The sequence below is a fragment of the Micromonospora sp. CPCC 206060 genome (assembly GCF_036906895.1).
GTDB lineage: Bacteria > Actinomycetota > Actinomycetes > Mycobacteriales > Micromonosporaceae > Micromonospora.
This window is the reverse complement of record NZ_JBAKHU010000026.1, coordinates 14147-36223: the sequence shown is the minus strand read 5'-3', so window position 1 is coordinate 36223 and position 22077 is coordinate 14147. Positions and strand designations below refer to the sequence as shown.

Genomic DNA, 22077 nt, shown 5'->3' with positions numbered 1-22077 from the left:
GTGACCACCGTGGACCAGTCGGTGGACGTGCTGCTCACCGACGGTACGACGGTGCAGGTGCGGCAGATCCGGCCGGAGGATGCCCCGGCGATCGTGGCGATGCACTCGCGGTTCTCCGAACGCACCCGCTACCTGCGGTACTTCTCGCCGTATCCGCGCATCCCGGAACGGGACCTGCACCGGTTCGTCACCGTCGACCACGTCGGCCGGGAGGCGTTCGTGGTGCTGACCGCCGGGCAGATCGTCGCGGTCGGCCGGTACGAGCGGCTCGGTTTCGGCGCGCCGGACGCCGAGGTGGCATTCGTGGTGGAGGACGCCCACCAGGGCCGGGGCATCGGGCCGGTGCTGCTGGAGTACCTGGCCGACGCGGCCCGACGGGCCGGGATCAGCCGGTTCGTCGCCGAGGTGCTCCCGGCCAACGGGGCGATGCTGCGGGTCTTCGCCGACTTCGGCTACCAGGTCCAACGCCAGTACGCCGACGGCGTGGTGCACCTCAGCTTCCCGATCGCCCCCACCGAGCAGACCCGCCAGGTGCAGTGGAGCCGCGAGCACCGTACCGAGGCCCGGTCCATCGCCCGGCTGCTCGCCCCACGAGGAGTGGCCGTCTACGGGGCCAGCGCCACCGGTCACGGGGTCGGCGCCGCCCTGCTCGGTCACCTGCGCGACGGAGGGTTCACCGGCACGATCGTCCCGGTGCACCCGGGCGCGGCGAAGGTGGCCAGGCTCCCGGCGTACCGCTCGGCGGACGACGCGGGCGTACCGATCGACCTGGCGGTGGTCGCGGTGTCCCCGGACGCGGTGTCCGGTGTGGTCGACGACGCGGCCCGGGCCGGCGCACACGGCCTGGTGGTCATCACCGCCGGGTTCGCCGAGGCCGGCCCGGCCGGGGTCGCCGCCCAGCAGGACCTGGTCCGCCGGGCGCACGCCGCGGGCATGCGGGTGGTCGGCCCGAACTGCCTGGGCATCGCCAACACCGACGACCGGGTACGCCTCAACGCCACGCTCGCCCCCCGGCTGCCGGCCGCCGGTCGGGTCGGCGTGTTCAGCCAGTCCGGCGCGTTCGGGGTGGCGCTGTTGGCCGAGGCGGACCGGCGTGGCCTGGGACTGTCCAGTTTCGTTTCGGCCGGTAACCGGGCCGACGTCTCCGGTAACGACCTGTTGCAGTACTGGGAGGACGATCCGGGCACCGACGCGATCCTGCTCTACCTGGAGACGTTCGGTAACCCGCGTAAGTTCGCCCGGCTGGCCCGCCGGATCGGTCGGGTCAAGCCGGTGGTGGCGCTCGCCTCGCCGGTCCGTCCCCCGGGCCTGGGACCGGTGGCGGGCCCGGACGCGGCGGCGGTCACCGCGCTCTTCGCCCGGTCCGGGGTGATCCGGGTGGACACCGTCGCGGAACTGCTCGACGTCGGCGTGCTGCTGGCCAACCAGCCGCTGCCCGCCGGCCGGCGGGTGGCCGTCGTCGGCAACTCCACCGCGCTGGTCGGGCTGGCCACCACGGCCTGCCGGGCGCAGGGGCTCACCGTCGTCGACGGGTACCCGCTCGACGTGGGGCCCGGGGCGGGCGCTGCGGAACTGGCCGACGCGTTGTCCGGGGCCGGAGCCGACGAGCGGGTCGACGCGTTGCTGGCGGTCGTGGCGCCCCCGCTGCCCGGCCAGCTCGTCGACACCGACGCCGACTTCGCCGCCGCGCTCGGTCCGGTGGCGCTCGGCGGGGACAAGCCGACCGTGGTGACCTTCCTGGCCGGAGGGTTGCCGGCCGGCGTGCCGGCGTACCCGTCGGTGGAGGAGGCGGTCCGGGCGCTGGCCCGGGTCGGCGCGTACGCCGAGTGGCTGCGCCAGCCGAGCGGATCGCTGCCCGAACTGACCGGGGTGGACCGGGCGGTCGGGGCGGCGGCGGTCGACCTGGACGGCCCGGACCTGGCGCCCCGGTTGCTGCGCGGGTACGGCATCGAGGTGGTGGAGTCGGCTGGGGCGGACACCGTCGACGGGGCGGTGGCAGCCGCGCAGCGGTTGGGCTTCCCGGTGGCGCTGAAGGCGGCCGGTCCCGCCCTGCGGCACCGGCTCGACCTCGGCGCGGTCCGGCTGGACCTGGACGATCCGGGCGCGGTACGCCGGGCGTACCAGGAGATGTCCCCGCTGTTCGGGGCCGAGGTCCTGGTCCAGCGGATGGTCCCGCCCGGGGTGGCGTGTGTGGTGGAACTGGTCGAGGACCCGGCGTTCGGTCCGGTGGTCGGTTTCGGGCTCGGCGGGGTGGCCACCGAGCTGCTCGGTGACCGGGCCTGGCGGGCGGTACCCCTGACCGACATCGACGCGGCGGCGCTGCTCGACGAGCCCCGGGCGGCCCCGCTGCTGCACGGCTACCGGGGCGCCCAGCAGGTCGACCGGGAAGCCCTGGCCGACCTGCTGCTCCGGGTCGGCCGGCTGGCCGACGAGCAGCCCCGGGTGCGTTCCCTGCGGCTCAACCCGGTGCTGGTCCGTCCGGACGGGCTCTCGGTGCTGCACGCCAGCGTCGAGCTCGGCCCGGACGCCACCCGTCCCGACACCGGCCCCCGCCGCCTATAGATGTAAGGAAGGGCCCCCGCTTAACGCTTTCTGTATAGGAAGGGCCCCTTGTTAACACCTGGAGGTCCGTCAGCTCCGCCGGCTGGAGATCTGTGGCACGGCCCAGCCGTTGCCGTCCGGGTCATCGAAGAAGACGAAACGACGAGCTGGGCGCGGGCTGCGCGCAGGTCGGGAACCACCAGCTGGAGGCCCTTGAGCGAGCCCGGCGGCATGTCCGGGACGGCTGCCTTGCCGATCACGATCGAGCGGCCCGAGCCGGGCGCGGTGAGCTGCACCCGCCGGATGTCGTCGCTGATCCGGGTGTCATGGTCCACGTTGAAGCCGAGCTGGCCGGCGTAGAAAGACGCGGAACGGTCGATGTCGCTGACGGGTACGACGTTGAGGGTTCGCCGGGCCGGCCGGGACACCGCAGGCCGATGACAAGGGCGCAAACCGTCCGGCCCGGGCCGAATCAGCTCCCGGCTATGCCGGGCCAGGTGCTGGGCGTACCGGATCGGGCCTCGCCACGGGTGGATCGTGGTCGGGGGCGCCGGGCGCGGACGGGCCGGGTACCTCCGGAGCCGGCACCACGGGTTCGGTGCGGAGCCGCCGTACGGCCGGTACGGCGGCGGTACCGGCCGTGGTGACGAAGACCAGTACCGCGGTGAGCAGCAGCGGGACCGTGGTGCCGAACTCCCGGGCGGCGAGTGGGGCGAGCGCGTACCCCAGGGGCATCGCCGCCAGCGAAACCAGGATGTCGTACGCGCTGACCCGGGCGAGCCGGTCGGCGGGGATGTGCTGTTGGACGGCGGTCTCCCAGACCGGGTTGAGGAAGCCGAGCCCGGCCAGGGCAAGGGCGTACCCACCGATCAGCGCGTACCCCGGGGCCCGGACCGCGAGCAGGACCAACGGCAGGGCGTAGAGGGCGAGGCCGAGGTTGGCCATCAGGACCGGCCGTTCGACGCGCAGCCGGAACCGGCCGGTGCCGCCGGTCCGGCTGGCCAGCAGGGAACCGACGAGCAACCCGAGGGCTCCGGCCTGGAGCAGCGCCACCCAGGTCCGTTCACCGCCAAGGTCTCGGATCACGATGACCGGCCCGAGGCTCAGCAGTACGGCGGCGGCCAGGTTCCAGGTGGCGTGCCCGACCAGGCTGACCGGGAACCACCGGTGCCGGCGCAGCTCGGACCAGCCGTCGGCGAGGTCACGGAGCAACCCCGGTCGTGCTCCGGCACCGGACCGGGCGGGGACCGGGGCGGGCCGGAGGATGGCGAGGATGGCCGCGCTGACCGCGAAGGTGGCGGCGTCGAGCAGGAACGCCCAGCCGGAGCCGACGGTGAGCACGAGGGCCCCGCCGAGCGCCGGGCCGACGACCCGGGCGGCGGCCCGGGAGATGCCGAGGAGCGTGTTGGCCCGGGCCCGGTCGGCGACTCCGGTCGTACCGGCGACGAGCGGACTGGCGGTGGGCAGGGCGAACGCCGAGGCTGCTCCGGCCAGTGCTGCCGCCACGGCGAGGTCGGTCAGGCGGAACGCACCCAGTACCAGCTCGATGCCGATCACGAGTTGGGTGCCGGCGCGGGCCAGGTCGGCGAGCAGGGCGATCTGCCGGGGGGACCAGCGGTCGCCGACGACGCCACCGAGCGGCAGCAGCAGGAGTCGGGGGACGGTGGCGCAGGCGAGCACCAGCGCCAGGGCGCCCGCCGATTCGGTGGCCTGGACGACGGCGATGGCCAGGGCTGCCGGGATCACGTAGTCGCCCGTATCCGAGAGGGTGCGACCCAGCCAGAGCAGCCGGAAGTCACGTCCGAGAGTCATGGGATCGGACTATATTTCGTTGCCGAAATATTCGTCAACGAAATATATGGTGGAGAAGAACCTGTCCGAGATCGGGCACACTGTCGGCATGGACGCAGCGCGGGATTCCGTTGACGAGCACATCGCCCGCTGGAGCCGCGTCCTGCCCGATCTCGACCCGGACGTCGAGGGCGCGGTCACCCGGATGTACTTCCTGGTCCGCCACCTGAAGCGACACCGGGAGGAGACCCTCGCCGCCCACGACCTGCATGCCTTCGAGTACGAGACGCTGCACGCGCTGGCCGGTCGGGGTGTGCCCCACCGGGCCGGACCCTCCGAGCTGGCGACTGAGCTACGGATGTCCCCGGCGGCGGTGACCGGGCGACTCGACGCCCTGCAACGACGGGGGTACCTGAACCGGCTGCCCTCTGCGACCGACCGTCGCAAGGTGGTCGTCGAGTTGACCGAGGCGGGTCTGCGGGTCTGGCAGGAGGCGTTCGGCAGCATGGGGTACGAGGAGGAGCGGATCCTCGGCGTGCTGACCGCGACGGAGCGGCGGCACCTGGCCGATCTGCTCCGCCGGCTGCTGTGCACCGTTGAACGACAGTAGGCGTTAAGAAGGGCCCCCTCCTATGCAGAAAGCGATAAGAGGGGGCCCTTCCTTGCACCTCAGCAGGCGTACGCCTCCAGGCGCTGCGCGCGCGCCGGCTGGCGCAGCTTGGTCAGGGTGACCTTCTCGATCTGCCGGATCCGCTCCCGGGAGAGGCCGAACTCCCGGCCCACCTCGTCCAGCGTGCGCTGCCGACCGTCGTCCAGCCCGAACCGGAGCCGGATCACCGCCTGCTCCCGCTGGGAGAGGGTGGCGAGGACGATGCTCACCTCGTTGCGGAGCTGGCCCTGGGCGACCGTGTCGCCCGGTTCCGCACGCGGGTCGACGGCGGCGACGAAGTCACCGAGGGCGCTCTCGCCGTCCTCGCCGACCGCCTGGTCCAGGCTGACCGGCTCCCGGTCGTACGAGATCAGCTCGATGACCTGGAACTCGGGGATGCCGAGTGCGGTGGCCACCTCCGCCACGGTGGGTTCCCGACCCAGGGTGACCGAGAGTTCCCGGCGGGCCCGGACCATCCGGTTGACCTGCTCGACCATGTGCACCGGGATGCGGATGGTGCGGGCCTGGTCGGCCATGGCGCGGGTGATGGCCTGCCGGATCCACCAGGTCGCGTAGGTGGAGAACTTGTAACCCTTGGTGTAGTCGAACTTCTCGACCGCGCGGATCAGGCCGAGGTTGCCCTCCTGGATCAGGTCGAGGAAGGGCATGCCCCGCCCGGTGTACCGCTTGGCGATGCTGACCACCAGCCGCAGGTTCGCCTCCAGCAGGTGGTCCTTCGCCGCCCGGCCCTCGGCCATGACGAGTTCCAGATCGGCCCGCAGTTCGGGCGAGACCGGCGTGCAGGTGGTCAGCTTCTCCTCCGCGAAGAGGCCCGCCTCGATCCGCTTGGCCAGGTTGACCTCCTGCTCGGCGGTGAGCAGCTTGGTGCGGCCGATCCCGTTGAGGTAGGCCCGGACCAGATCAGCCGAGACACCGCGCTCGTCGGTCGCGTCGAGGTCGATCGGCGTCTCCGCCGTCGGGACCTCCATGAGCGCGTGGTTGTCGATTCCCACCGTGGTGGCCGGGTTCACGTCGTGCTCGGTCATCTGCAGGACCATGTTTCAGTCGCCTCCCCGCGTCGATTGCTGGCGCGTACGGCAGCCGATCGGTGCCGGTGACCCACAGCTTTGTCGGTGGGGCGTGAGACGGGAGTGAGGCGATCAGCAGACTGGCATGAATTCGGGAGTACCGTTCGGCTCTTCGTCCGAAGTGTCATGCTTCCGGGCTAAAGTCCGATCAGGCGGTACCGGCTGCCCGTCGGGCGTACCCGCCGGGGACGGTGACGGGCGGAGTACCAGCTCAGGTCTTGCCGGGCACGGTTACTCTGCCACCCACTGGCCGGATCGGCCACCAGACGAGCACAACGGAGGACGGTCGTGGTCTTCAAGCGGATGATGCAGGCGATGGGTGTGGGCGGTCCGTCGGTCGAGACGGTGCTGACCAACCCCAACTGCCGGCCCGGTGGGCACCTGGAGGGGCACGTCCAGGTCATCGGGGGCGACCACGCGGTGGACATCGAGTACGTGGCACTGGGCCTGGTCACCCGGGTCGAGGTGGAGAGCGGGGACAGCGAGTACGACACCACGCAGGAGTTCTTCCGGCAGCGGGCCGCCAACGCGTTCCGGCTGGAGGCGGGACAGCGGTACGACATCCCGTTCCGCTTCGCCGTGCCGTGGGAGACCCCGGTCACCGAGCTGTACGGCCGGCACCTGGCCGGCATGACGATGGGGCTGCGTACCGAGCTGGAGGTGGCCCGGGCGGTGGACAAGGGCGACCTGGACGCCGTGGCGGTGCACCCGCTGCCGGCGCAGGAGCGGCTGCTGGAGGCGCTGCTCCGGATCGGGTTCCGGTTCTCCCGGGCGGACGTGGAGCGGGGACACATCTACGGCGTGCACCAGACGCTGCCGTTCTACCAGGAGATCGAGTTCTACCCGGCGCCGCAGTACGCCCACGCGATCAACCAGCTCGAACTGACCTTCATCGCCACCGCGCAGCAGCTCCAGGTGGTGTTGGAGATCGACAAGCGGGGCGGGGTGTTCACCGAGGGGCGCGACGCCTTCGGTCGGTTCACGGTGGACTACAACGCGGTCGACCGGGTCGACTGGGCCGCCGAACTCGACGGCTGGCTGCGGCAGTCGCTGCAGCGGCGGGGCCTCTTCTTCTGATCCCCGCTCACCGAGGGGTCGTGTCACCGGCAGGTCGGTGACGCGACCCCTCGACCATGTCTGCCGGCGGTCAGATTTCCAGCAGCACCGTACGGGGACCGACGTTGACGCTCTCCACCAGCATGTGGGTCCGGAACCGGCCGGTCTCCACCTTCGCGCCCCGGGCCCGCAGTTCGTCGGCGAACGTCTCCACCAGCGGCTCCGCTGCGGCGGCCGGCGCGGCGGCGGTCCAACTCGGCCGCCGCCCCTTACGCGCGTCCCCGTAGAGGGTGAACTGACTGACCACCAGCACCGGCGCACCGGTGTCCGCCGCCGACCGCTCATCGTCGAGGATGCGCAGTTCGTGCACCTTGCGCGCCAGGGTCCGCGCGATCTGCGGCGTGTCGTCGTGGGTCACCCCGACCAGTACCAGCAGGCCGTCGGTGATCGCGCCGACCATCGTACCGTCGACCGTCACACTGGCCCGGCTGACCGTCTGCACCAGAGCCCGCACCGGATCAGCCCGCCACCGGCTCGATGAAGCCCCGCTCGATCAGGTGACCGACGATCGGTACGGCCGCCTCGGCGAGTTCGGACTCGGCCACCTCGTGCGCGACCGCGAGCACCGCGAGCTGGTCGCGCAGCGGCACCTGCCCGTCCGCGCCGCCCACCAGCGCCAGCACCAGCGGGTCCACCTCCTCGGTCCAGCGCAGACCGGTCGGCATGGCGAGCAGTTGCTTGTCGACCGCCCAGCCGTCCGGGCCCATGGTGGCCTCCTGGCGCAGTTGCAGTCCCTCGGCGGCCCGGTACCGGCCGGCCAGCAGCGCGTCGGCGTCGCGTACCCGTAGCCAGTCCTGCCGCTCGAACCAGGCGGCGATCCGGTCGCCCATCGGCGGCTGGACCGGCTGGCGCAGCTCCTCCACCCGGACCACCGGATCGTCGTGCCCGCCCCGGCGGAGGCTGATCACCCCGAAACCGATCGCCTCCACCTTGTGCGCGTCGAACCAGTCCAGCCACCCGGCCACCCGCTGCGGATCGGTGTGCTCACTGGCGTCGGCCAGCCACAGGTCGACGTACGCCATCGGGTCGGCGACCTCGCGCTGGATCACCCAGGCGTCCAGGCCGCTCCCGGCGAACCAGCCGGCCACCCGCTCCCGCCAGTCCTCGCCGGCCACGTGCACCCAGTTGGCCAGGTACTGCATCGTGCCGCCCTCGGTGAGCAGGCCCGGCGCGGCGGCGGCGAGTTCGGTGGCGAGACTGTCCCCGACCCGTCCCGAGTCCCGGTAGCTGTGCGTCGTGGTACCCGGCCCGACCACGAACGGTGGGTTGCTCACCACCAGGTCGAAGCGGCGTCCGGCGACCGGTGCGGTCAGGTCCCCGGCGAGCAGTTCCCACCGCTGGCCGCTGAGCGCGGCGGTGGTGGCGGCGAACCGCAGCGACCGGGCGGAGAGGTCGGTGGCGGTCACCGAGCGGGCGTGGGTCGCCAGGTGCAGCGCCTGCACGCCGCTGCCCGTGCCGAGGTCCAGCGCGGTCCCCACCTCCCGGCGCATGGTGGCTCCGACCAGGGTGGTGGACGCGCCTCCGATGCCGAGTACATGGTCGGCGGCGAGGGGCTGACCGGGACGGGCGGTGGCCGGGACGTCGGAGACGACCCACCAGGTGTCGCCGTACGGCTCCAGGTCGATGCCCTGCCGCAGCCCGTTCCCGTGCCGCTCGACCAGCCCGGCGGCGAGCGCGTCGGTCAGGGACAGCGGAGCCAGCGCCGCCACCACCGCCGGTTCCGGTTCGGTCTGCCCGCAGACGAAGAGCCGGATCAACGTGGCCAGCCGGTCCCGGTCCTCGGTGACCCGTAACGCCGCCCGGTAGTCGTTGCGGGTCATCCCGGCGGTGGCCTGCGGTCCCAACCGCTCGGCGATTCCACTGGAGGTGTAGCCGGCGCTGACCAGCGCGGTGCGAAGCTGGTCGACTCCGGCGGGGGAGAGCAGCATGTCGTGTTCGTCCACGTTGCCATCCTGCCCCCTGATCCGGCGGCGGCCGGCACCGCCCGGGACGTCGGTGCGTCACCCGGCCGGTCGGGGTGGCCGCAGCCAGGGCCGGGGGGCGGTTGCCGCGACCGGCCCGGTGGATGACCGGTCGCGTCTGCGGTCGTTGCGGCCGGGGTACCCCCGGCGGCCCGTGATGATTGCTTCCTGCAATTTCCGGGTCGTTACCCTGCTGGTTCGACAACAATCGCAAATTTGTGACCGGTACGGGCTGCGGTGGGGCGGGCGGCAATGTCATGAATTCGACAGAGGCTCGTCGCCGCTGCGGGCTGCGCAACTCAACCTCCGACGCGCCGCTCTGGTCTCCGCCGGACGCGTCCCGCGCTGTCCTCCGATCGGCTGGAGCGCCGGATTCCTTCCGTCACAGGGGGGTGGAGCGTGTCCGGTACCGACCGGTCAACGGCTCGTTGCGTGCCGGTCAAGGCCCAGTGAAGCTTTATATTTCGTATTCCTGGTAAGCAAGACATTGCCCGTTGCCTTTGTTCCTGGAAATATCGGACGACGTGGCGATGCGGGATAAGCGTCAGCCCGGCGTGGCCGGGATGCCGGGTGCGGGAGACGGAAACGGGGGCTTCATGACAATGGCGGTGGGTTCGACCGTGTCGCGCCGGCAGTTGGGTCGGCATCTGCGCCAGTTAAGGGAGCAGGCCGGAATCTCGCAGGACGACGCGGCCTTCGCACTGGGCTGTTCCCGGCAGAAGATCTGGCGGGTCGAGTGTGGGGCTGTTCCGGTACGGCCACGGGACGTCAAGGTCCTGTGCAACCTCTACCGGGCCGGCGCGGAGACCACCCGGGTGCTCGCCGCGCTCGCCACCCAGACCCGGGAGAAGGCCTGGTGGCGTGAGTACGGTGACGCCGTACCGAACTGGTTCTCGCTCTACGTCGAGTTGGAGATGACCGCCAGGCGGCTCCGCCACTACAACGGTGAGCTGGTGCCCGGACTGCTGCGTACCCCGGACTACGCGGGTGCCGTGGTGGACAACCGTCCGGCGTCGGCCAGGCCGGAGCGGGACCAGGCGGTCTCCCTCCAGCTCGGCCGTCAGGCGCTGCTGACCCGGCAGGTACCCGACCCGCCGTGCTTCGACGTGGTGCTCTCCGAGGCGGTGCTGCAACGGCGGATCGGCGACCCGGACGGCATGGCGGCCCAGCTCACGCACCTGGTCACCGTCTCCCGGCTGCCCAACGTGAGCGTGCGGATCCTGCCCCTGTCCGTCGGTCCTACCGGCGCCAGTGAGGCCGGTCCGTTCACCATCCTCGACTTCCCGGTCAGCGGTGACCGGGGGCCGATCGAGCCCACCACGGTGTACAGCGAGTCGTTGACCGGGGCCCGCTACCTGACCCGGCCCAGCGAGGTGGCCGCCTACGAGGAGGTGTGGTCCCGGCTGGTGGAGCTGGCGCTGCCGCCCGACGAGTCCCGGGACATGATCGGTGGCCTCGTCGGCGTGGGCGCCGAACGCGGCTGAACCGGTGGCCGGGAAGCTCAGGTAGCTCAGGTAGCCAGCGGGGGCGACCGGCCGGTCGGTGCGACCGGCGGTTCGTGCCGGTCATCGCGGAGCGGCCGGGCAGGATGGGCCCATGACGCTCCACCTGCCTATCGACGATCGCGCCAACGAGCTGCTGAACCGGAACCCGCTGGCCCTCCTGCTGGGCATGGTCCTCGACCAGCAGATCCCGATGGAGAAGGCCTTCTCCTCGCCCTACGTGCTGACCGAACGGTTGGGCCACGAGCCGGACGCCCGGGAACTGGCCGGGTACGACGCCGAGGCGCTGGTCGCTGTCTTCGCCCAGCCGCCGGCCCTGCACCGGTTCCCGAAGGCGATGGCAGGCCGGGTGCAGGAGGTCTGCCGGGCGCTGGTCGAGCAGTACGACGGGGACGCCGGCCGGTTGTGGGGCACCGCCGACAGCGGCGCCGAGTTGCTGAAGCGGGTGGCCGCGCTACCCGGGTTCGGTCGGCAGAAGGCGCAGATCCTCGTCGCGCTGCTCGGTAAGCGGTTCGGGGTACGGCCGCCCGGCTGGCGGGAGGCGGCCGGTGGCTACGGCCCGGATGACGCGTACGCCTCGGTGGCGGACGTCACCGACGCGGAGTCGCTGCTGCGGGTACGCGAATCCAAGCAGCAGGCCAAGGCGGCGGCCCGGGCCGCCAGAGACGCCCGGGGCTGACCGCCGGCGACCGCCCGGGTGCCGAAGCGGTCGGGCGCCGGTGTCGGGGCGGGATCAGGCGGCGGTCGGGTGGGCGAGTGCCGCCAGGGCCCGCCGTACGTCGGCCAGGGACACCGTCGCCGAGTCGTCCAGATCGGCCAGGCCGGCCTCGATCCACTGGCGCATCAGGGTGGTCACCCCGATGCCCCGCGCCTCGGCGGCGGCACGTACCCGCTCGTACGTTTCCACGGGAAGGCGTACCGAGCGGCTGACCATCGGCACGTCGGTGTCCGGGGTGGGTAGCTCGGCCGGCTGGCTGGTGTCGATCAGCTCGGCGAACCGCTCGTCGCCGGCGTGGAACCTGTCGATGGCGTCGTGCCGGTCCATCCTGTCCGCCTCCTCATCGGCGAAATCCGCGTACCGCCTCGTCGTACCGCTTTGCCTCGATGTCGCTCAGGTCCCGGGCGGAGAGGATGTCCCAGTCGTTGTCCACCCCGTCGGCCTCGGCGAGCAGCACGGCCAACCGGCGTCCCCGGCGGGCCGCGGCGTAGACCACCATCACGTCGTCACCGAGGTGCCGGATCACCCGTCGGGAGCTGTGCAGGGCCTCCCAGACTTCCCCAGGGGTGACGTCGTAGACCCGCAGGTTGGCCAACGCCACCTCGGTGAAGCTGAACCTGGCGCCCACGGGCGGAGCGTACCACGGGCGTAACACGCGGGCACCTGCTGCGGTTTTCGCCGGCTGCGGTCTTCGTAGGCTGCGGTCTTCGTGGGCTGCGGGTTTCGTCCGCCTGTCCAGGACGGTGACCGGGAAGGTGACAGGATGGAGGCGATTCCCGCGAGGAGGACCGTCGTGAAACGTCAGGCGTATGAGCCGATCCTGATCACCGACGCGCCACGCAGCCAGCAGGACCAGCTTCACAGCCGCCAGGTGCGCTACGTGGTGATGATGTCCATCCGGGTGTTCTGTGTCATCGCCGGAGCGGTGCTGGTCATCGTGGAGGCGCCGCTGCTCTGGCTCTGGCTGCCGCTCTGCGGGGTGGGCATGATCCTGCTGCCCTGGTTGGCCGTGCTGATCGCCAACGACCGGCCGCCGAAGGAGGAGCACCGGCTGGTCAACCGCTTCCGTCGCGGGGAGCCGGCCGAGCCGGTCACCCCGGCACTGACCGCCGAGGAACGCCCGCACCGGATCGTCGACGTCGACACCGACGCCCGGCCGGACGCCTGATCCGACACCCGTCCCGGCGCCGTCGTCCGCCGGCTCAGCCGGCAGGCCGTGCCCCCACGGTCGCCACGGCCACCGCACCGAGTTCCCCGGCCCGCTCCAGCGCCGCCACCGGTGCCGCGCCCCCCACCCAGGCAGCGAGCAGCCCGGCGGCGAAGGCGTCACCCGCTCCGGTCACGTCGACCACGTCGACCCGCCGGGCCGGCACCTCCACCAGCGTCCCGGCCCGGTCCGCCCAGACCGCTCCGGCCGCGCCCCGCTTCACCACCACCCGGCGGGCCATCGGGGTCAGCGCCCGCGCCTGGGCCACCGCTTCCACCCCACCGGCCAGCACCGCCGCCTCGTCGGCGTTGGCGAGCAGCAGGTCCACGTCGCGTACCCAGCTCAGGAAGGCCGCCGCGCCCACCCGCCGCAGCGGGGCCGCGGAGGCCGCGTCGACGCTGGTGGTGAGCCCCCGTTCGTGGGCGGCGGCCAACGCCCGCAGCCCGGCGCCCCGCGACGCGGCGTCCAGCAGGGTGTACGCCGACAGGTGCAGATGCCGCGCGTCCGGCGTACCGGCCAGCGCGGCGTCCACGTCGGCGGCGGAGAGCCGCAGGTTGGCGCCCCGTTCGGTGACCATGGTCCGTTCCCCGGCGGCGGCGAGCACGATCACCGTGCCGGTCGGTGCGTCGGGGTGCCGGGTGACCGCGCAGTCGACGCCGAGCCCGGTGAGTTCGGCTACCCGGGCCCGGCCCGCATCGTCCCCGCCGACCGCGCCGACCAGGGTGACCGGTACCCGTTGGGCGGCGAGCCAGGCCGCCGTGTTGGCCGCCTGGCCGCCCCCGGTGAACCGGATCCGGGCCGGGGTGTCCGAGCCGGTGGCGGGTGCCGCGGCGAGTACCGCGACCACGTCGGTGACCACGTCACCGACCACGACCACCCGCCCGGCGCCCGGCCCGGCGGGGACGGGACCGCCGGTCACGCGGGTGCGACGGCCGGTCGCCGGGTGGCCGCGACCGCGATCCGGGCGGCCAGATCCGCGTTGCGCAGGATGATCCGGACATTCACCGCCAGGCTGGCGCCCTTGGTGGCGGAGTGGAAGTGGGCCAGCAGGAACGGGGTCACCGCCTTGCCGGTCACCCCCTCGGCCGCCATCCGGGACAACCCCTCGGCCAGGGTGCGGTCGTGCACGTCCCGGTCGAGCTGCTCGTCCTCCGGCAGGGGGTTGGCCACGAGCAGCCCACCGCCGTGGACCCCCTGCTCCGTGCGGGCCGCGAGCACCGCCGCGACCAGTTCGGGCGTGTCCACTGACCAGTCCAGGTCGAAGCCGCCGTCGGTGACGAAGAACCCGGGGAAACGCCGGGTCCGGTAGCCGACCACGCCGACGCCCAGGGTCTCCAGCCGCTCCAGCGTCGCCCCGACGTCGAGGATCGACTTGACCCCGGCGCAGACCACCGCGATCGGGGTACGGGCCAGGGTGGTCAGGTCGGCGGACTCGTCGAAGGTCTGGGTCGCCTCCCGGTGCACCCCGCCGAGACCGCCGGTGGCGAACACGCCGATCCCGGCCGCCGCAGCGACCGCACTGGTGGCGGCAACCGTGGTGGCGCCGTCCGCGCCGGTCGCGGCGGCCACCGCCAGATCGCGTACGGAGAGCTTGGCCACCCCGTCGACGGTGGCCAGCCGGGTCAGCTCGGCGTCGTCCAGGCCGACCATGAGCTGTCCGCCGACCATGCCGATGGTCGCCGGCACCGCCCCGCCGTCGCGTACCGCCTGCTCAATCTCCCGGGCCACCCGGAGGTTGTCGGGGCGGGGTAGCCCGTGCGAGACGATGGTGCTCTCCAGCGCCACCACCGGCCGCCCGTCCCGCAGGGCCCGGGCCACCTCTTCGCCGTAGCGGATCTGAAAGTCAGTCACCTGGTCACCGTACGACCCGCTCCCGCGTCGCCCCCGGTGGACCGTCCCATCATGACCTGCCAAACTGAAAAGTTGGAGGTGCAACGTGAGCACAGAGGTCCTCGAGCGGCCGGAGCTGAAGGACGCCGACACCGGCCCGGAGATGTTCCACTACGTCCGCAAGGAGAAGATCGCCGAGAGCGCGGTCATGGGTACGTACGTCGTCGCGCTCTGCGGTGAGACGTTCCCGGTGACCAAGGCGGCCAAACCGGGTTCGCCGGTCTGTCCCGCCTGCAAGGAGATCTACGACTCCTGGGGCGACTGAACGGGACGGCTGCCCCGGCGGCGCGCGTAACCTGCGGCGGTGACCACCTCCACCGCGTTGTTGTTCGCCGACCTGACCGGGGTGGCCGTATTCGCCGCTTCGGGCGCCTCGGCCGCGGTCGCCAAACGGCTCGACCTGTTCGGTGTGATCTTCGTTGGCTTCGTCGCCGCGCTCGGTGGCGGCATCTTCCGGGACCTGGTCATCGACGAGGTCCCGCCGTTGGCCTTCGCCGACTGGCGGTACGCCGGCACGGCGGCGGTCACCGCCGGCATCGTCTTCTGGTTCCACCCCCAGTTCGCCCGCCTGCGTACCACCGTGCTGGTGCTGGACGCGGCCGGACTGGGCCTGTTCACGATCACCGGCACCCTCAAGGCGCTCGACGCCCAGGTACCCGCCGTCGGGGCCTGCTTCATCGGCATGCTCACCGCGATCGGCGGTGGCCTCGGCCGGGACCTGCTCACCGGGGAGATCCCGGTGGTGCTGCGCCGGGAGATCTACGCGGTGGCCGCCCTGCTCGGCTCGGTCACCGTGGTCGTCCTCGACCACGCCCGGCTGACAGGGCCGGCACCGCTCACCGCCGCGGTGGCCCTGGTCTTCGGGGTACGCCTGGTCGCGCTGCGGCGTCGCTGGTCGGCGCCGGTGGCCACCGCCCAGCCCCGGGTCGGACGCCGCCCGCCCGAGGGGTCCTGACCCACCGCCGGGCATCCGGTGGGGTCGGACACCGGCGGCGGTGTCGCCGGGCTGCCGGGGCGTCGGCTGGTTATGCTGGGTCGGCCTTCGCGCGCCAGCGGCCTCGCGGAGGCGTTTTCTTGGGCGGTGGCCCGCTGCTGGTCGACGGCCGTTCCCGAGCGGTCCCGGCCGGCTGGCCGAGGTGGCTGCGCACCCGGCGTTCGTGGCGGCGGGTGGTGTGACGGCGAGAGGAGCGGTTCGCGTGGGTGTCCGGTTGCCGGCGATCGACACCTTTCCCGCGCTGCGGTCCTGGCAGCGCAAGGCGCTCTTCGAGTACCTGCGGCGGCGTGCCGAGGACTTCACCGCGGTGGCGACCCCGGGTGCCGGTAAAACCACCTTCGCCCTGCGGATCGCCGCCGAACTACTCGCCGACGGCACCGTCGAGGCGGTCACCGTGGTGGCCCCCACCGAGCACCTGAAGACCCAGTGGGCCGCTGCCGCCGCCCGGGTCGGCATCCACCTCGACGCGGCGTTCCGCAACGCCGACCTGCACTCGTCGGCGGACTTCCACGGTGCCGTCGTCACGTACGCCCAGGTCGGAATCGCGCCACAGGTGCACCGGCGGCGGACGATGACCCGGCGGACCCTGGTCATCCTGGACGAGATCCACCATGCCGGCGACTCCCGCTCCTGGGGTGACGGGGTCAAGGCCGCCTTCGAGCCGGCGGTACGCCGGCTGATGCTCACCGGTACGCCGTTCCGCTCCGACGACAACCCCATCCCGTTCGTCACCTACGAGCGGGGTGGCGACGGTCTGCCCCGGTCCCGGGCGGACGCGGTCTACGGCTATTCGGACGCGTTGCGCGACGGCGTGGTCCGGCCGGTGCTCTTCCTGGCGTACTCGGGGGAGACCCGCTGGCGGACCAGTGCCGGGGACGAGTTGGCCGCCCGGCTCGGTGAGCCGATGACCCAGGACCTGGTCGCCCAGGCGTGGCGGACCGCCCTCGACCCGGCCGGCGACTGGATGCCCCAGGTGCTTCGGGCCGCCGACGCCCGGCTGACCGTCATGCGCAAGGGCGGCATGCCGGACGCGGGTGGCCTGGTGATCGCCAGTGACCAGCAGTCCGCCCGGGCGTACGCCCGGCTGGTCGAGCGGCTGACCGGGGAGAAGGCCGTGGTGGTGCTCTCCGACGACGTGGGCGCCTCGGCCCGGATCGCCGCGTTCGCCGCCTCCGAGCAACGGTGGCTGGTCGCGGTCCGGATGGTCTCCGAAGGGGTGGACATCCCGCGGTTGGCGGTGGGTGTCTACGCCACCAGCGCCTCCACCCCGCTCTACTTCGCCCAGGCGATCGGGCGGTTCGTCCGGGCCCGGCGTCCCGGGGAGTCGGCCTCGGTCTTCCTGCCCAGCGTTCCGCATCTGCTCGGTCTGGCCAGCGAGATGGAGGCCCAGCGGGACCACGTGATCGGCGCCGCGAAGAAGCGGGAGGGTTTCGACGACGACCTGCTGGAGCGCGCCCAGCGCAACGAGCAGGCCAGCGGTGAGCTGGAGAAGCGGTTCGAGGCGCTTTCCGCCACCGCCGAACTCGATCAGGTGATCTTCGACGGGGCGTCCTTCGGTACCGCCGCGCAGGCCGGCACCCCGGAGGAGGAGGAATATCTGGGTCTGCCCGGTCTGCTCACCCCCGACCAGGTGACCGTCCTACTGAACAAGCGGCAGGCGGAGCAGTTGGCGGCGCAGCGGCGCAGGCGGGCTGAGCCGGCCGCTGAGGCGGCGGAGCGCCCCCCGGTGCCGCTGACCGCCGGCGAGCGTCGGGTGGCGCTCAGGCGGCAGCTGAACGCTCTGGTGGCCGCCCGGCACCACCGGACCGGTCTCCCGCACGGCAAGATCCATGCGGAGTTGCGCCGGCTCTGCGGCGGGCCGCCCAGCGCGCAGGCGACGATCGAGCAGCTCGAGGAACGGATCGCCACCGTCCAGACCCTCTGAGCCTGCCGGAGCCGTCCTGGCCCGGCTTTGCCGGGTATGGGACTGCCCGTCCCGGCTCTGGGTGGATCCGGGGCCGATACGGATGACGGGAGGCACCCTTCGGGGCGCCTCCCGTCAGTTATGTCCGTCGGGTCGTTGTTCAGTTCGCCATTAGATCGGCGCCACGCCAGCTGAACTCCGGGTCCGTCGCGAACCGCACAGTGATCTTGACAAGATCCTCGGCGTACTTGTTCGCGTGGTGCCCACAGAACACCAGCTCGCTCCCACCCGCCAGAGTGATCCGGAGCTTACCGGCAGCATTGCAGCGGTCGCACCGTTCATCGGCGGCTGGGGGAGCCACCGTCTCGGGCGGCGGCGTGAGGGTCGGGGTCATCGCCTTCCTCCTCGGGTCGTCACCGATGAACACTCTCTTCGGTCATTGCTCACCTATCGTGCAACACCCTTGTGGGGCGCGGCCTTCCCAGTGTGCCCGCGGGGGACCGAGGTCACACATGGTGGAGACAGTGTGCCGTGCACCAAGGGTGCCACGTCAACGATCACAACCGGGCAACCGAACGATCAGTTCGGCGTGTTGTACGGGTGGTGATCAAACCGACACTAATGGTTGACGAATCGCCTCAGTCGAGATAATCGCGCAGCACCTGCGAACGGGACGGGTGACGCAGCTTCGACATCGTCTTCGACTCGATCTGCCGGATCCGCTCCCGGGTCACCCCGTACACCTGGCCGATCTCGTCCAGCGTGCGCGGCTGGCCGTCGGTCAGGCCGAAACGCAGTCGGACCACACCAGCCTCCCGCTCGGAGAGCGTCTGGAGCACCTGCTGGAGCTGATCCTGGAGCAGCGAGAAGGAGACCGCGTCGACCGCGACGACCGCCTCGGAGTCCTCGATGAAGTCGCCGAGTTGGCTGTCGCCCTCGTCGCCGATGGTCTGGTCGAGCGAGATGGGCTCCCGGGCGTACTGCTGGATCTCCAGCACCTTCTCGGGTGTGATGTCCATCTCCTTGGCCAGCTCCTCCGGAGTGGGCTCGCGGCCCAGGTCCTGGAGCAGCTCACGTTGGATCCGGCCGAGCTTGTTGATGACCTCGACCATGTGCACCGGGATGCGGATGGTGCGGGCCTGGTCGGCCATGGCGCGGGTGATGGCCTGCCGGATCCACCAGGTCGCGTAGGTGGAGAACTTGTAACCCTTGGTGTAGTCGAACTTCTCGACCGCGCGGATCAGGCCGAGGTTGCCCTCCTGGATCAGGTCGAGGAAGGCCATGCCCCGCCCGGTGTACCGCTTGGCGAGGGAGACCACCAGCCGCAGGTTCGCCTCCAGCAGGTGGTTCTTGGCCCGCTCGCCGTCCCGCGAGATCCAGCCCAGGTCCCGGGCCATCTCCCGGGTGAACTTCTCCTCGCCCTCCTCGGCGGCGCGTAGCCGCTCCGCGGCGTAGAGCCCCGCCTCGATCCGCTTGGCGAGCTCCACCTCCTGCTCGGCGTTGAGCAGCGGGACCTTACCGATCTGCTTGAGGTACGCCCGGACCGAGTCGGCGGAGGCGGTCAGCTCGGCGTCCCGGCGCGCCTGCTTGAGCGCCTCGGACTCCTCGTCGTCCCACTCGAAGTCGTTGTCGGTCGCGGCGCCCGCGGCGTCGGCCTCGGCGGCCTGGGCCAGCTCCGCCGGCTCCTCGACCACCACGTCCTCGATCTCGGCGGCCAGCTGCTCCGGATCGATGTCGCCGTCCGGGCCGTCGGCCGACTTGGCCTTGCCCGGGGCGGTTCCCGTACCGGCCGCAGCGGTGGTCTTGGCTGCCCGGGTCGTCTTGGCGGCGGCCTTGGCCGGCGCAGCAGCCTTGGCGGCCACTGCGGCGGTGGTGGCGGCCTTGCGGGGCGCCGCCTTCCGCACGGCCGGGGCCGCCTCGTCGGCCGAGGCCCCGGCCTGCTTCGGGGCGGGCGCGGCGGCCTTCTTTGTGGTCTTGGCGGTCGTTGCCCGGGAGGCCGGGGTGGCGGACCGGGCGGCGGCGACCCGCCGGCGGGTGCTCGCCGAGCCGTCCACCACGACGGTCACTCCCGCGTCGGAGAGCGCACGCAGGATCTTCTTGGCCTGGGCCGGGGTCACCTCAGCGGACTCGACCGTGCGCGCGAGCTGGGCCGACGTGAGCTGGCCGCCGGCGCTCTGCGCGTGGGCGATCAAGGTGTCGGTGAGCGAGCGTACGTCGGCGCCGGTGTGGCGGGGTTCTGTCACGAATGACCTTCCGGAGGCGATGAGCGAGCACGGCCGGACCGACCGGCGCAGCGGGACGCCGTGCCGGACGATGTGGTTGAGGGACCCCCGTGTCCCGGGCCGGCCGGTCGTTGGCGGTCCGTGGCGCGTGGGCAGCGCGTGAATTGTAACGCCGTCTGCGGCGATCATCCTGCGCCGCACGGCGCGCCGTGCGGCAGGGGCCGCTGATTTGGGCGCACTTGTGGACTTTGTAAGGATGATACCTGCGGTCGACCCGGGCCGCCGCCTACGTGCGAGAAGGGGACAGTATGCACGGTCCGGTGCCGGCGCCGCAGGAATTGCTCAAGATCGCCGTCGAGGTGGCCCGTGCCGCCGCCACCACCGCCGCCCGGATGCGGGCCGAGGGGGTCTCCCCGGTGGCCACCAAGAGCACGGTGACCGACGTGGTGACCGCCGCCGACCGCGCCGTCGAGCAGCAGGTCGTGGCGGACCTGCGCCGTCGACGGCCGGGGGACGCCGTGCTGGGCGAGGAGTACGGCGAGGACGGCGCGGCCGGCGGCGGGGTGCGGTGGATCATCGACCCGATCGACGGGACGGTCAACTACCTCTACGGCATCCCCTGCTATGCGGTCTCGCTGGCCGCCGAGGTGGACGGGGTGGTCGTGGCGGGGGTGGTCCGCAACGCCGCCACCGGGGACGAGTGGACGGCCGTGCGGGGCGGCGGCGCCTACCGGGACGGGCGGCGGCTGTCCGGCTCCACCGAGACCGAGCTGGCCCAGTCCCTGGTCGCCACCGGCTTCGGCTACGCGCCGGCCCGCCGGCAGCACCAGGCCGCCGTGCTGGCCCGGTTGATCCCGCACGTCCGTGACATCCGCCGCTTCGGGGCCGCCTCGATCGATCTGTGCCGGGCCGCCGAGGGGCAGGTCGACGCGTACTACGAGAAAGGGCTGGCCGCCTGGGACCTGGCCGCCGGTGGGCTGGTCGCCACGGAGGCGGGTCTCCGGGTGGACGGGCTGACCGGCCGCCCGGCCGGACCGGACCTGGTCATCGCCGCCCCGCCGGCACTCTTCGGACCGCTGCACGACCGGTTGGCCGACCTGGACGCCTCCGGCGGGCCGTGACGCCCGGGCCCGGCTCCGGCGACCCGTGTCGCCGGTAGACCCGGCCCCGGCGGCCATGGCGTACCGGGCGCACGCCCGCCGACCGTGGGGCCCGAGGGCTACTTCTTGGCCGGCGCCGGGCAGGCGTTCGGCGGCAGGGGCGGCGACCCGAGGTCGCCGAGGGACTGGTTCACCTCGGTGGTGGTGGCCAGCTGCTGGAACCCGTTGCCGAGCACCACGTCCACCATGTCGTCCTTGCGCTTCGGGTCGTACTCGTTGTCGGACTGGTTGAGGAAGTACGCGCGCAACAGGTGGGCGGAGCCGACCGCCTTCGGCCCGTACCGCAGCACGGCGACGCCGTCCACGCCCTTCTTCATCGGGTCGTTGCCCTGCTTCTTGACCTGGAACTTCCGGTTACGGAAGTCGTCGGCGATGGTGCCGGCCAGACCAGCCTCGTCGGTGGCGTTGTAGACGTTGATCTTGACGTCCTTCGGCTCACGGAGGGTGACGTCGGCCAGTACCCACCCGTCCGGGCAGCCCTGGGCGGCGCCGACCCCGCGCTGCGAGTCGCGGACCACCGCCACCACCACGAAGACCAGGGCGAAGACCACCAGTACGCCGACGACAACGAGTGCTCGCACTCGCGCAAAGCTCATCTGGGGCTCTCCGTCCAGGTGTATGGCCGACTCCTGTGGCGGGGACCGGTCCCACCCGGTGTGTCGGCGCCGAGTACGCCGCTGAGGTTAGCGGTTGTCCGACGCTCGCGTGGAAACAGCCGGACATGCCGGCGCGCCGACCACGAACCGGGTAGTACTACCCCTATCTTCGTGTCGCCTGGATCACATTGGGAACAACTTTGCGTGCGGGGGCGTACATGCATGCCGCGAGGGAGGTATACATGCCTCGCCCAAAGGGGGGTAAGGTGCCGCACTCGCTGGGGGAGTTTCTCCGGCGGCGTCGGCCTGGCCGGTCCGCCGGGTCGGGAGACCGACAGGAGGACGGTCGGCCAGTGGGAACCGAAACGGCGTCGTCCGGCGTTACAGCCGGAAGCGACCATATCGATATGGGAGAGTGAAACCGATGGCCACCGACTACGACGCCCCGCGTCGCGACGAGGTCGACCTCGGCGAGGACAGCCTGGAAGAGCTGAAGGCACGGCGCGTCGACTCACAGTCGGGCGCCGTGGACGTCGACGAGGCCGAGGTGGCCGAGAGCTTCGAGCTGCCCGGCGCCGACCTCGCCGACGAGGAGCTCACTGTCAAGGTGCTGCCGATGCAGCAGGACGAGTTCCGCTGTGCGCGGTGCTTCCTGGTGCACCACCGCAGCCAGCTCGCCGTCGAGCGGAACGGTGAACTGATCTGCCGCGAGTGCGTCTGACCACGGCGGGCGGATGCG

General features: G+C 72.1%; 22 protein-coding genes and 1 pseudogene. 11 read left to right on the top strand and 12 right to left on the bottom strand.

The genetic code is table 11. The features are described from left to right. Positions 1–2562: a bifunctional acetate--CoA ligase family protein/GNAT family N-acetyltransferase gene (locus V6U90_RS17760; protein WP_334437522.1), complete on the top strand. Its 2562-nt coding sequence runs from the start codon at positions 1–3 to the stop codon at positions 2560–2562. 69 nt (positions 2563–2631) lie between these two features. Here the strand turns inward: V6U90_RS17760 and V6U90_RS17755 are convergent. Further along, positions 2632–2969 (bottom strand): annotated as a pseudogene (locus V6U90_RS17755) (VOC family protein). A gap of 55 nt (positions 2970–3024) precedes the next feature. After that, positions 3025–4353, bottom strand: coding sequence for an MFS transporter (locus V6U90_RS17750; protein ID WP_334437520.1), 1329 nt, complete (start codon positions 4351–4353; stop codon positions 3025–3027). 88 nt (positions 4354–4441) lie between these two features. Here V6U90_RS17750 and V6U90_RS17745 point away from each other — a divergent pair, with 88 nt between their 5' ends. Next, a complete protein-coding gene (locus tag V6U90_RS17745) occupies positions 4442–4942 on the top strand; it encodes a MarR family winged helix-turn-helix transcriptional regulator (protein WP_334437518.1) in 501 nt (166 codons plus the stop codon). Positions 4943–5001: 59 nt separating this feature from the next. Here V6U90_RS17745 and sigB read toward each other — a convergent pair whose 3' ends face one another. Continuing rightward, a complete protein-coding gene (gene sigB / locus V6U90_RS17740) occupies positions 5002–5970 on the bottom strand; it encodes an RNA polymerase sigma factor SigB (protein ID WP_442933609.1) in 969 nt (322 codons plus the stop codon). Positions 5971–6357: 387 nt separating this feature from the next. Here sigB and V6U90_RS17735 point away from each other — a divergent pair, with 387 nt between their 5' ends. Continuing rightward, on the top strand, positions 6358–7146 hold the full coding sequence (locus tag V6U90_RS17735) for a sporulation protein (protein WP_334437512.1): 789 nt from the start codon (positions 6358–6360) through the stop codon (positions 7144–7146). Positions 7147–7216: 70 nt separating this feature from the next. Here V6U90_RS17735 and dtd read toward each other — a convergent pair whose 3' ends face one another. Then, positions 7217–7639 carry a D-aminoacyl-tRNA deacylase gene (gene dtd, locus V6U90_RS17730; protein ID WP_334437510.1) on the bottom strand — a complete coding sequence of 141 codons (423 nt, stop codon included), beginning with the start codon at positions 7637–7639 and terminating at the stop codon, positions 7217–7219. A 4-nt stretch (positions 7640–7643) separates the two neighbouring features. Then, positions 7644–9128 (bottom strand): DUF7782 domain-containing protein, encoded by a 1485-nt coding sequence (locus V6U90_RS17725; RefSeq protein ID WP_334437508.1) that lies wholly within the window; start codon positions 9126–9128, stop codon positions 7644–7646. A 614-nt stretch (positions 9129–9742) separates the two neighbouring features. Here V6U90_RS17725 and V6U90_RS17720 point away from each other — a divergent pair. Both V6U90_RS17720 and V6U90_RS17715 read left to right on the top strand, forming a co-directional pair. Next, positions 9743–10630 carry a helix-turn-helix domain-containing protein gene (locus V6U90_RS17720; RefSeq protein WP_334437505.1) on the top strand — a complete coding sequence of 296 codons (888 nt, stop codon included), beginning with the start codon at positions 9743–9745 and terminating at the stop codon, positions 10628–10630. A 112-nt stretch (positions 10631–10742) separates the two neighbouring features. Next, the gene (locus tag V6U90_RS17715) at positions 10743–11327 is read left to right on the top strand and encodes an HhH-GPD-type base excision DNA repair protein (protein ID WP_334437503.1); all 585 of its coding nucleotides are present in this window, start codon (positions 10743–10745) and stop codon (positions 11325–11327) included. Positions 11328–11381: 54 nt separating this feature from the next. Here the strand turns inward: V6U90_RS17715 and V6U90_RS17710 are convergent, their stop codons facing one another. Continuing rightward, the gene (locus tag V6U90_RS17710) at positions 11382–11693 is read right to left on the bottom strand and encodes a hypothetical protein (RefSeq protein WP_334437501.1); all 312 of its coding nucleotides are present in this window, start codon (positions 11691–11693) and stop codon (positions 11382–11384) included. Between the two features lie 13 nt (positions 11694–11706). Further along, positions 11707–11994 carry a hypothetical protein gene (locus V6U90_RS17705; protein WP_334437499.1) on the bottom strand — a complete coding sequence of 96 codons (288 nt, stop codon included), beginning with the start codon at positions 11992–11994 and terminating at the stop codon, positions 11707–11709. Between the two features lie 165 nt (positions 11995–12159). On the opposite strand from V6U90_RS17705, the gene V6U90_RS17700 reads away from it, so the two are divergent. Next, positions 12160–12534 carry a DUF3099 domain-containing protein gene (locus V6U90_RS17700; protein ID WP_334437496.1) on the top strand — a complete coding sequence of 125 codons (375 nt, stop codon included), beginning with the start codon at positions 12160–12162 and terminating at the stop codon, positions 12532–12534. A gap of 34 nt (positions 12535–12568) precedes the next feature. Here the strand turns inward: V6U90_RS17700 and V6U90_RS17695 are convergent, their stop codons facing one another. Further along, a complete protein-coding gene (locus V6U90_RS17695) occupies positions 12569–13492 on the bottom strand; it encodes a carbohydrate kinase family protein (protein WP_334437494.1) in 924 nt (307 codons plus the stop codon). Beyond that, the gene (locus tag V6U90_RS17690) at positions 13489–14424 is read right to left on the bottom strand and encodes a pseudouridine-5'-phosphate glycosidase (RefSeq protein WP_334437491.1); all 936 of its coding nucleotides are present in this window, start codon (positions 14422–14424) and stop codon (positions 13489–13491) included. The genes V6U90_RS17695 and V6U90_RS17690 overlap by 4 nt, the downstream gene beginning before the upstream one ends. Before the next feature lie 85 nt (positions 14425–14509). Here V6U90_RS17690 and V6U90_RS17685 point away from each other — a divergent pair, with 85 nt between their 5' ends. The 3 genes from V6U90_RS17685 (at position 14510) to V6U90_RS17675 (ending at position 17381) form a co-directional block, all read left to right on the top strand. Continuing rightward, the gene (locus tag V6U90_RS17685) at positions 14510–14728 is read left to right on the top strand and encodes a DUF3039 domain-containing protein (protein ID WP_334437489.1); all 219 of its coding nucleotides are present in this window, start codon (positions 14510–14512) and stop codon (positions 14726–14728) included. Between the two features lie 39 nt (positions 14729–14767). Next, positions 14768–15418, top strand: coding sequence for a trimeric intracellular cation channel family protein (locus V6U90_RS17680; RefSeq protein WP_334437487.1), 651 nt, complete (start codon positions 14768–14770; stop codon positions 15416–15418). A 241-nt stretch (positions 15419–15659) separates the two neighbouring features. Beyond that, positions 15660–17381, top strand: coding sequence for a DEAD/DEAH box helicase (locus V6U90_RS17675; protein WP_334437485.1), 1722 nt, complete (start codon positions 15660–15662; stop codon positions 17379–17381). Between the two features lie 139 nt (positions 17382–17520). On the opposite strand, the gene V6U90_RS17670 is transcribed toward V6U90_RS17675, so the two are convergent. Next, positions 17521–17754, bottom strand: a complete 234-nt coding sequence (locus V6U90_RS17670; protein ID WP_074474066.1) for a DUF7455 domain-containing protein — start codon at positions 17752–17754, stop codon at positions 17521–17523. Positions 17755–17998: 244 nt separating this feature from the next. Beyond that, entirely contained in the window at positions 17999–19603 is a 1605-nt protein-coding gene (locus tag V6U90_RS17665) for an RNA polymerase sigma factor (protein WP_334437482.1), read from the bottom strand. A 287-nt stretch (positions 19604–19890) separates the two neighbouring features. On the opposite strand from V6U90_RS17665, the gene V6U90_RS17660 reads away from it, so the two are divergent. Continuing rightward, the gene (locus V6U90_RS17660) at positions 19891–20703 is read left to right on the top strand and encodes an inositol monophosphatase family protein (protein WP_334437480.1); all 813 of its coding nucleotides are present in this window, start codon (positions 19891–19893) and stop codon (positions 20701–20703) included. Positions 20704–20801: 98 nt separating this feature from the next. Here the strand turns inward: V6U90_RS17660 and V6U90_RS17655 are convergent, their stop codons facing one another. Then, positions 20802–21323, bottom strand: coding sequence for a LytR C-terminal domain-containing protein (locus V6U90_RS17655; RefSeq protein WP_334437639.1), 522 nt, complete (start codon positions 21321–21323; stop codon positions 20802–20804). A 439-nt stretch (positions 21324–21762) separates the two neighbouring features. On the opposite strand from V6U90_RS17655, the gene V6U90_RS17650 reads away from it, so the two are divergent. Then, complete coding sequence (locus V6U90_RS17650) at positions 21763–22059, top strand: DUF4193 domain-containing protein (RefSeq protein WP_007075406.1); 297 nt, start codon at positions 21763–21765, stop codon at positions 22057–22059. The last annotated feature ends 18 nt before the right edge of the window (positions 22060–22077 follow it).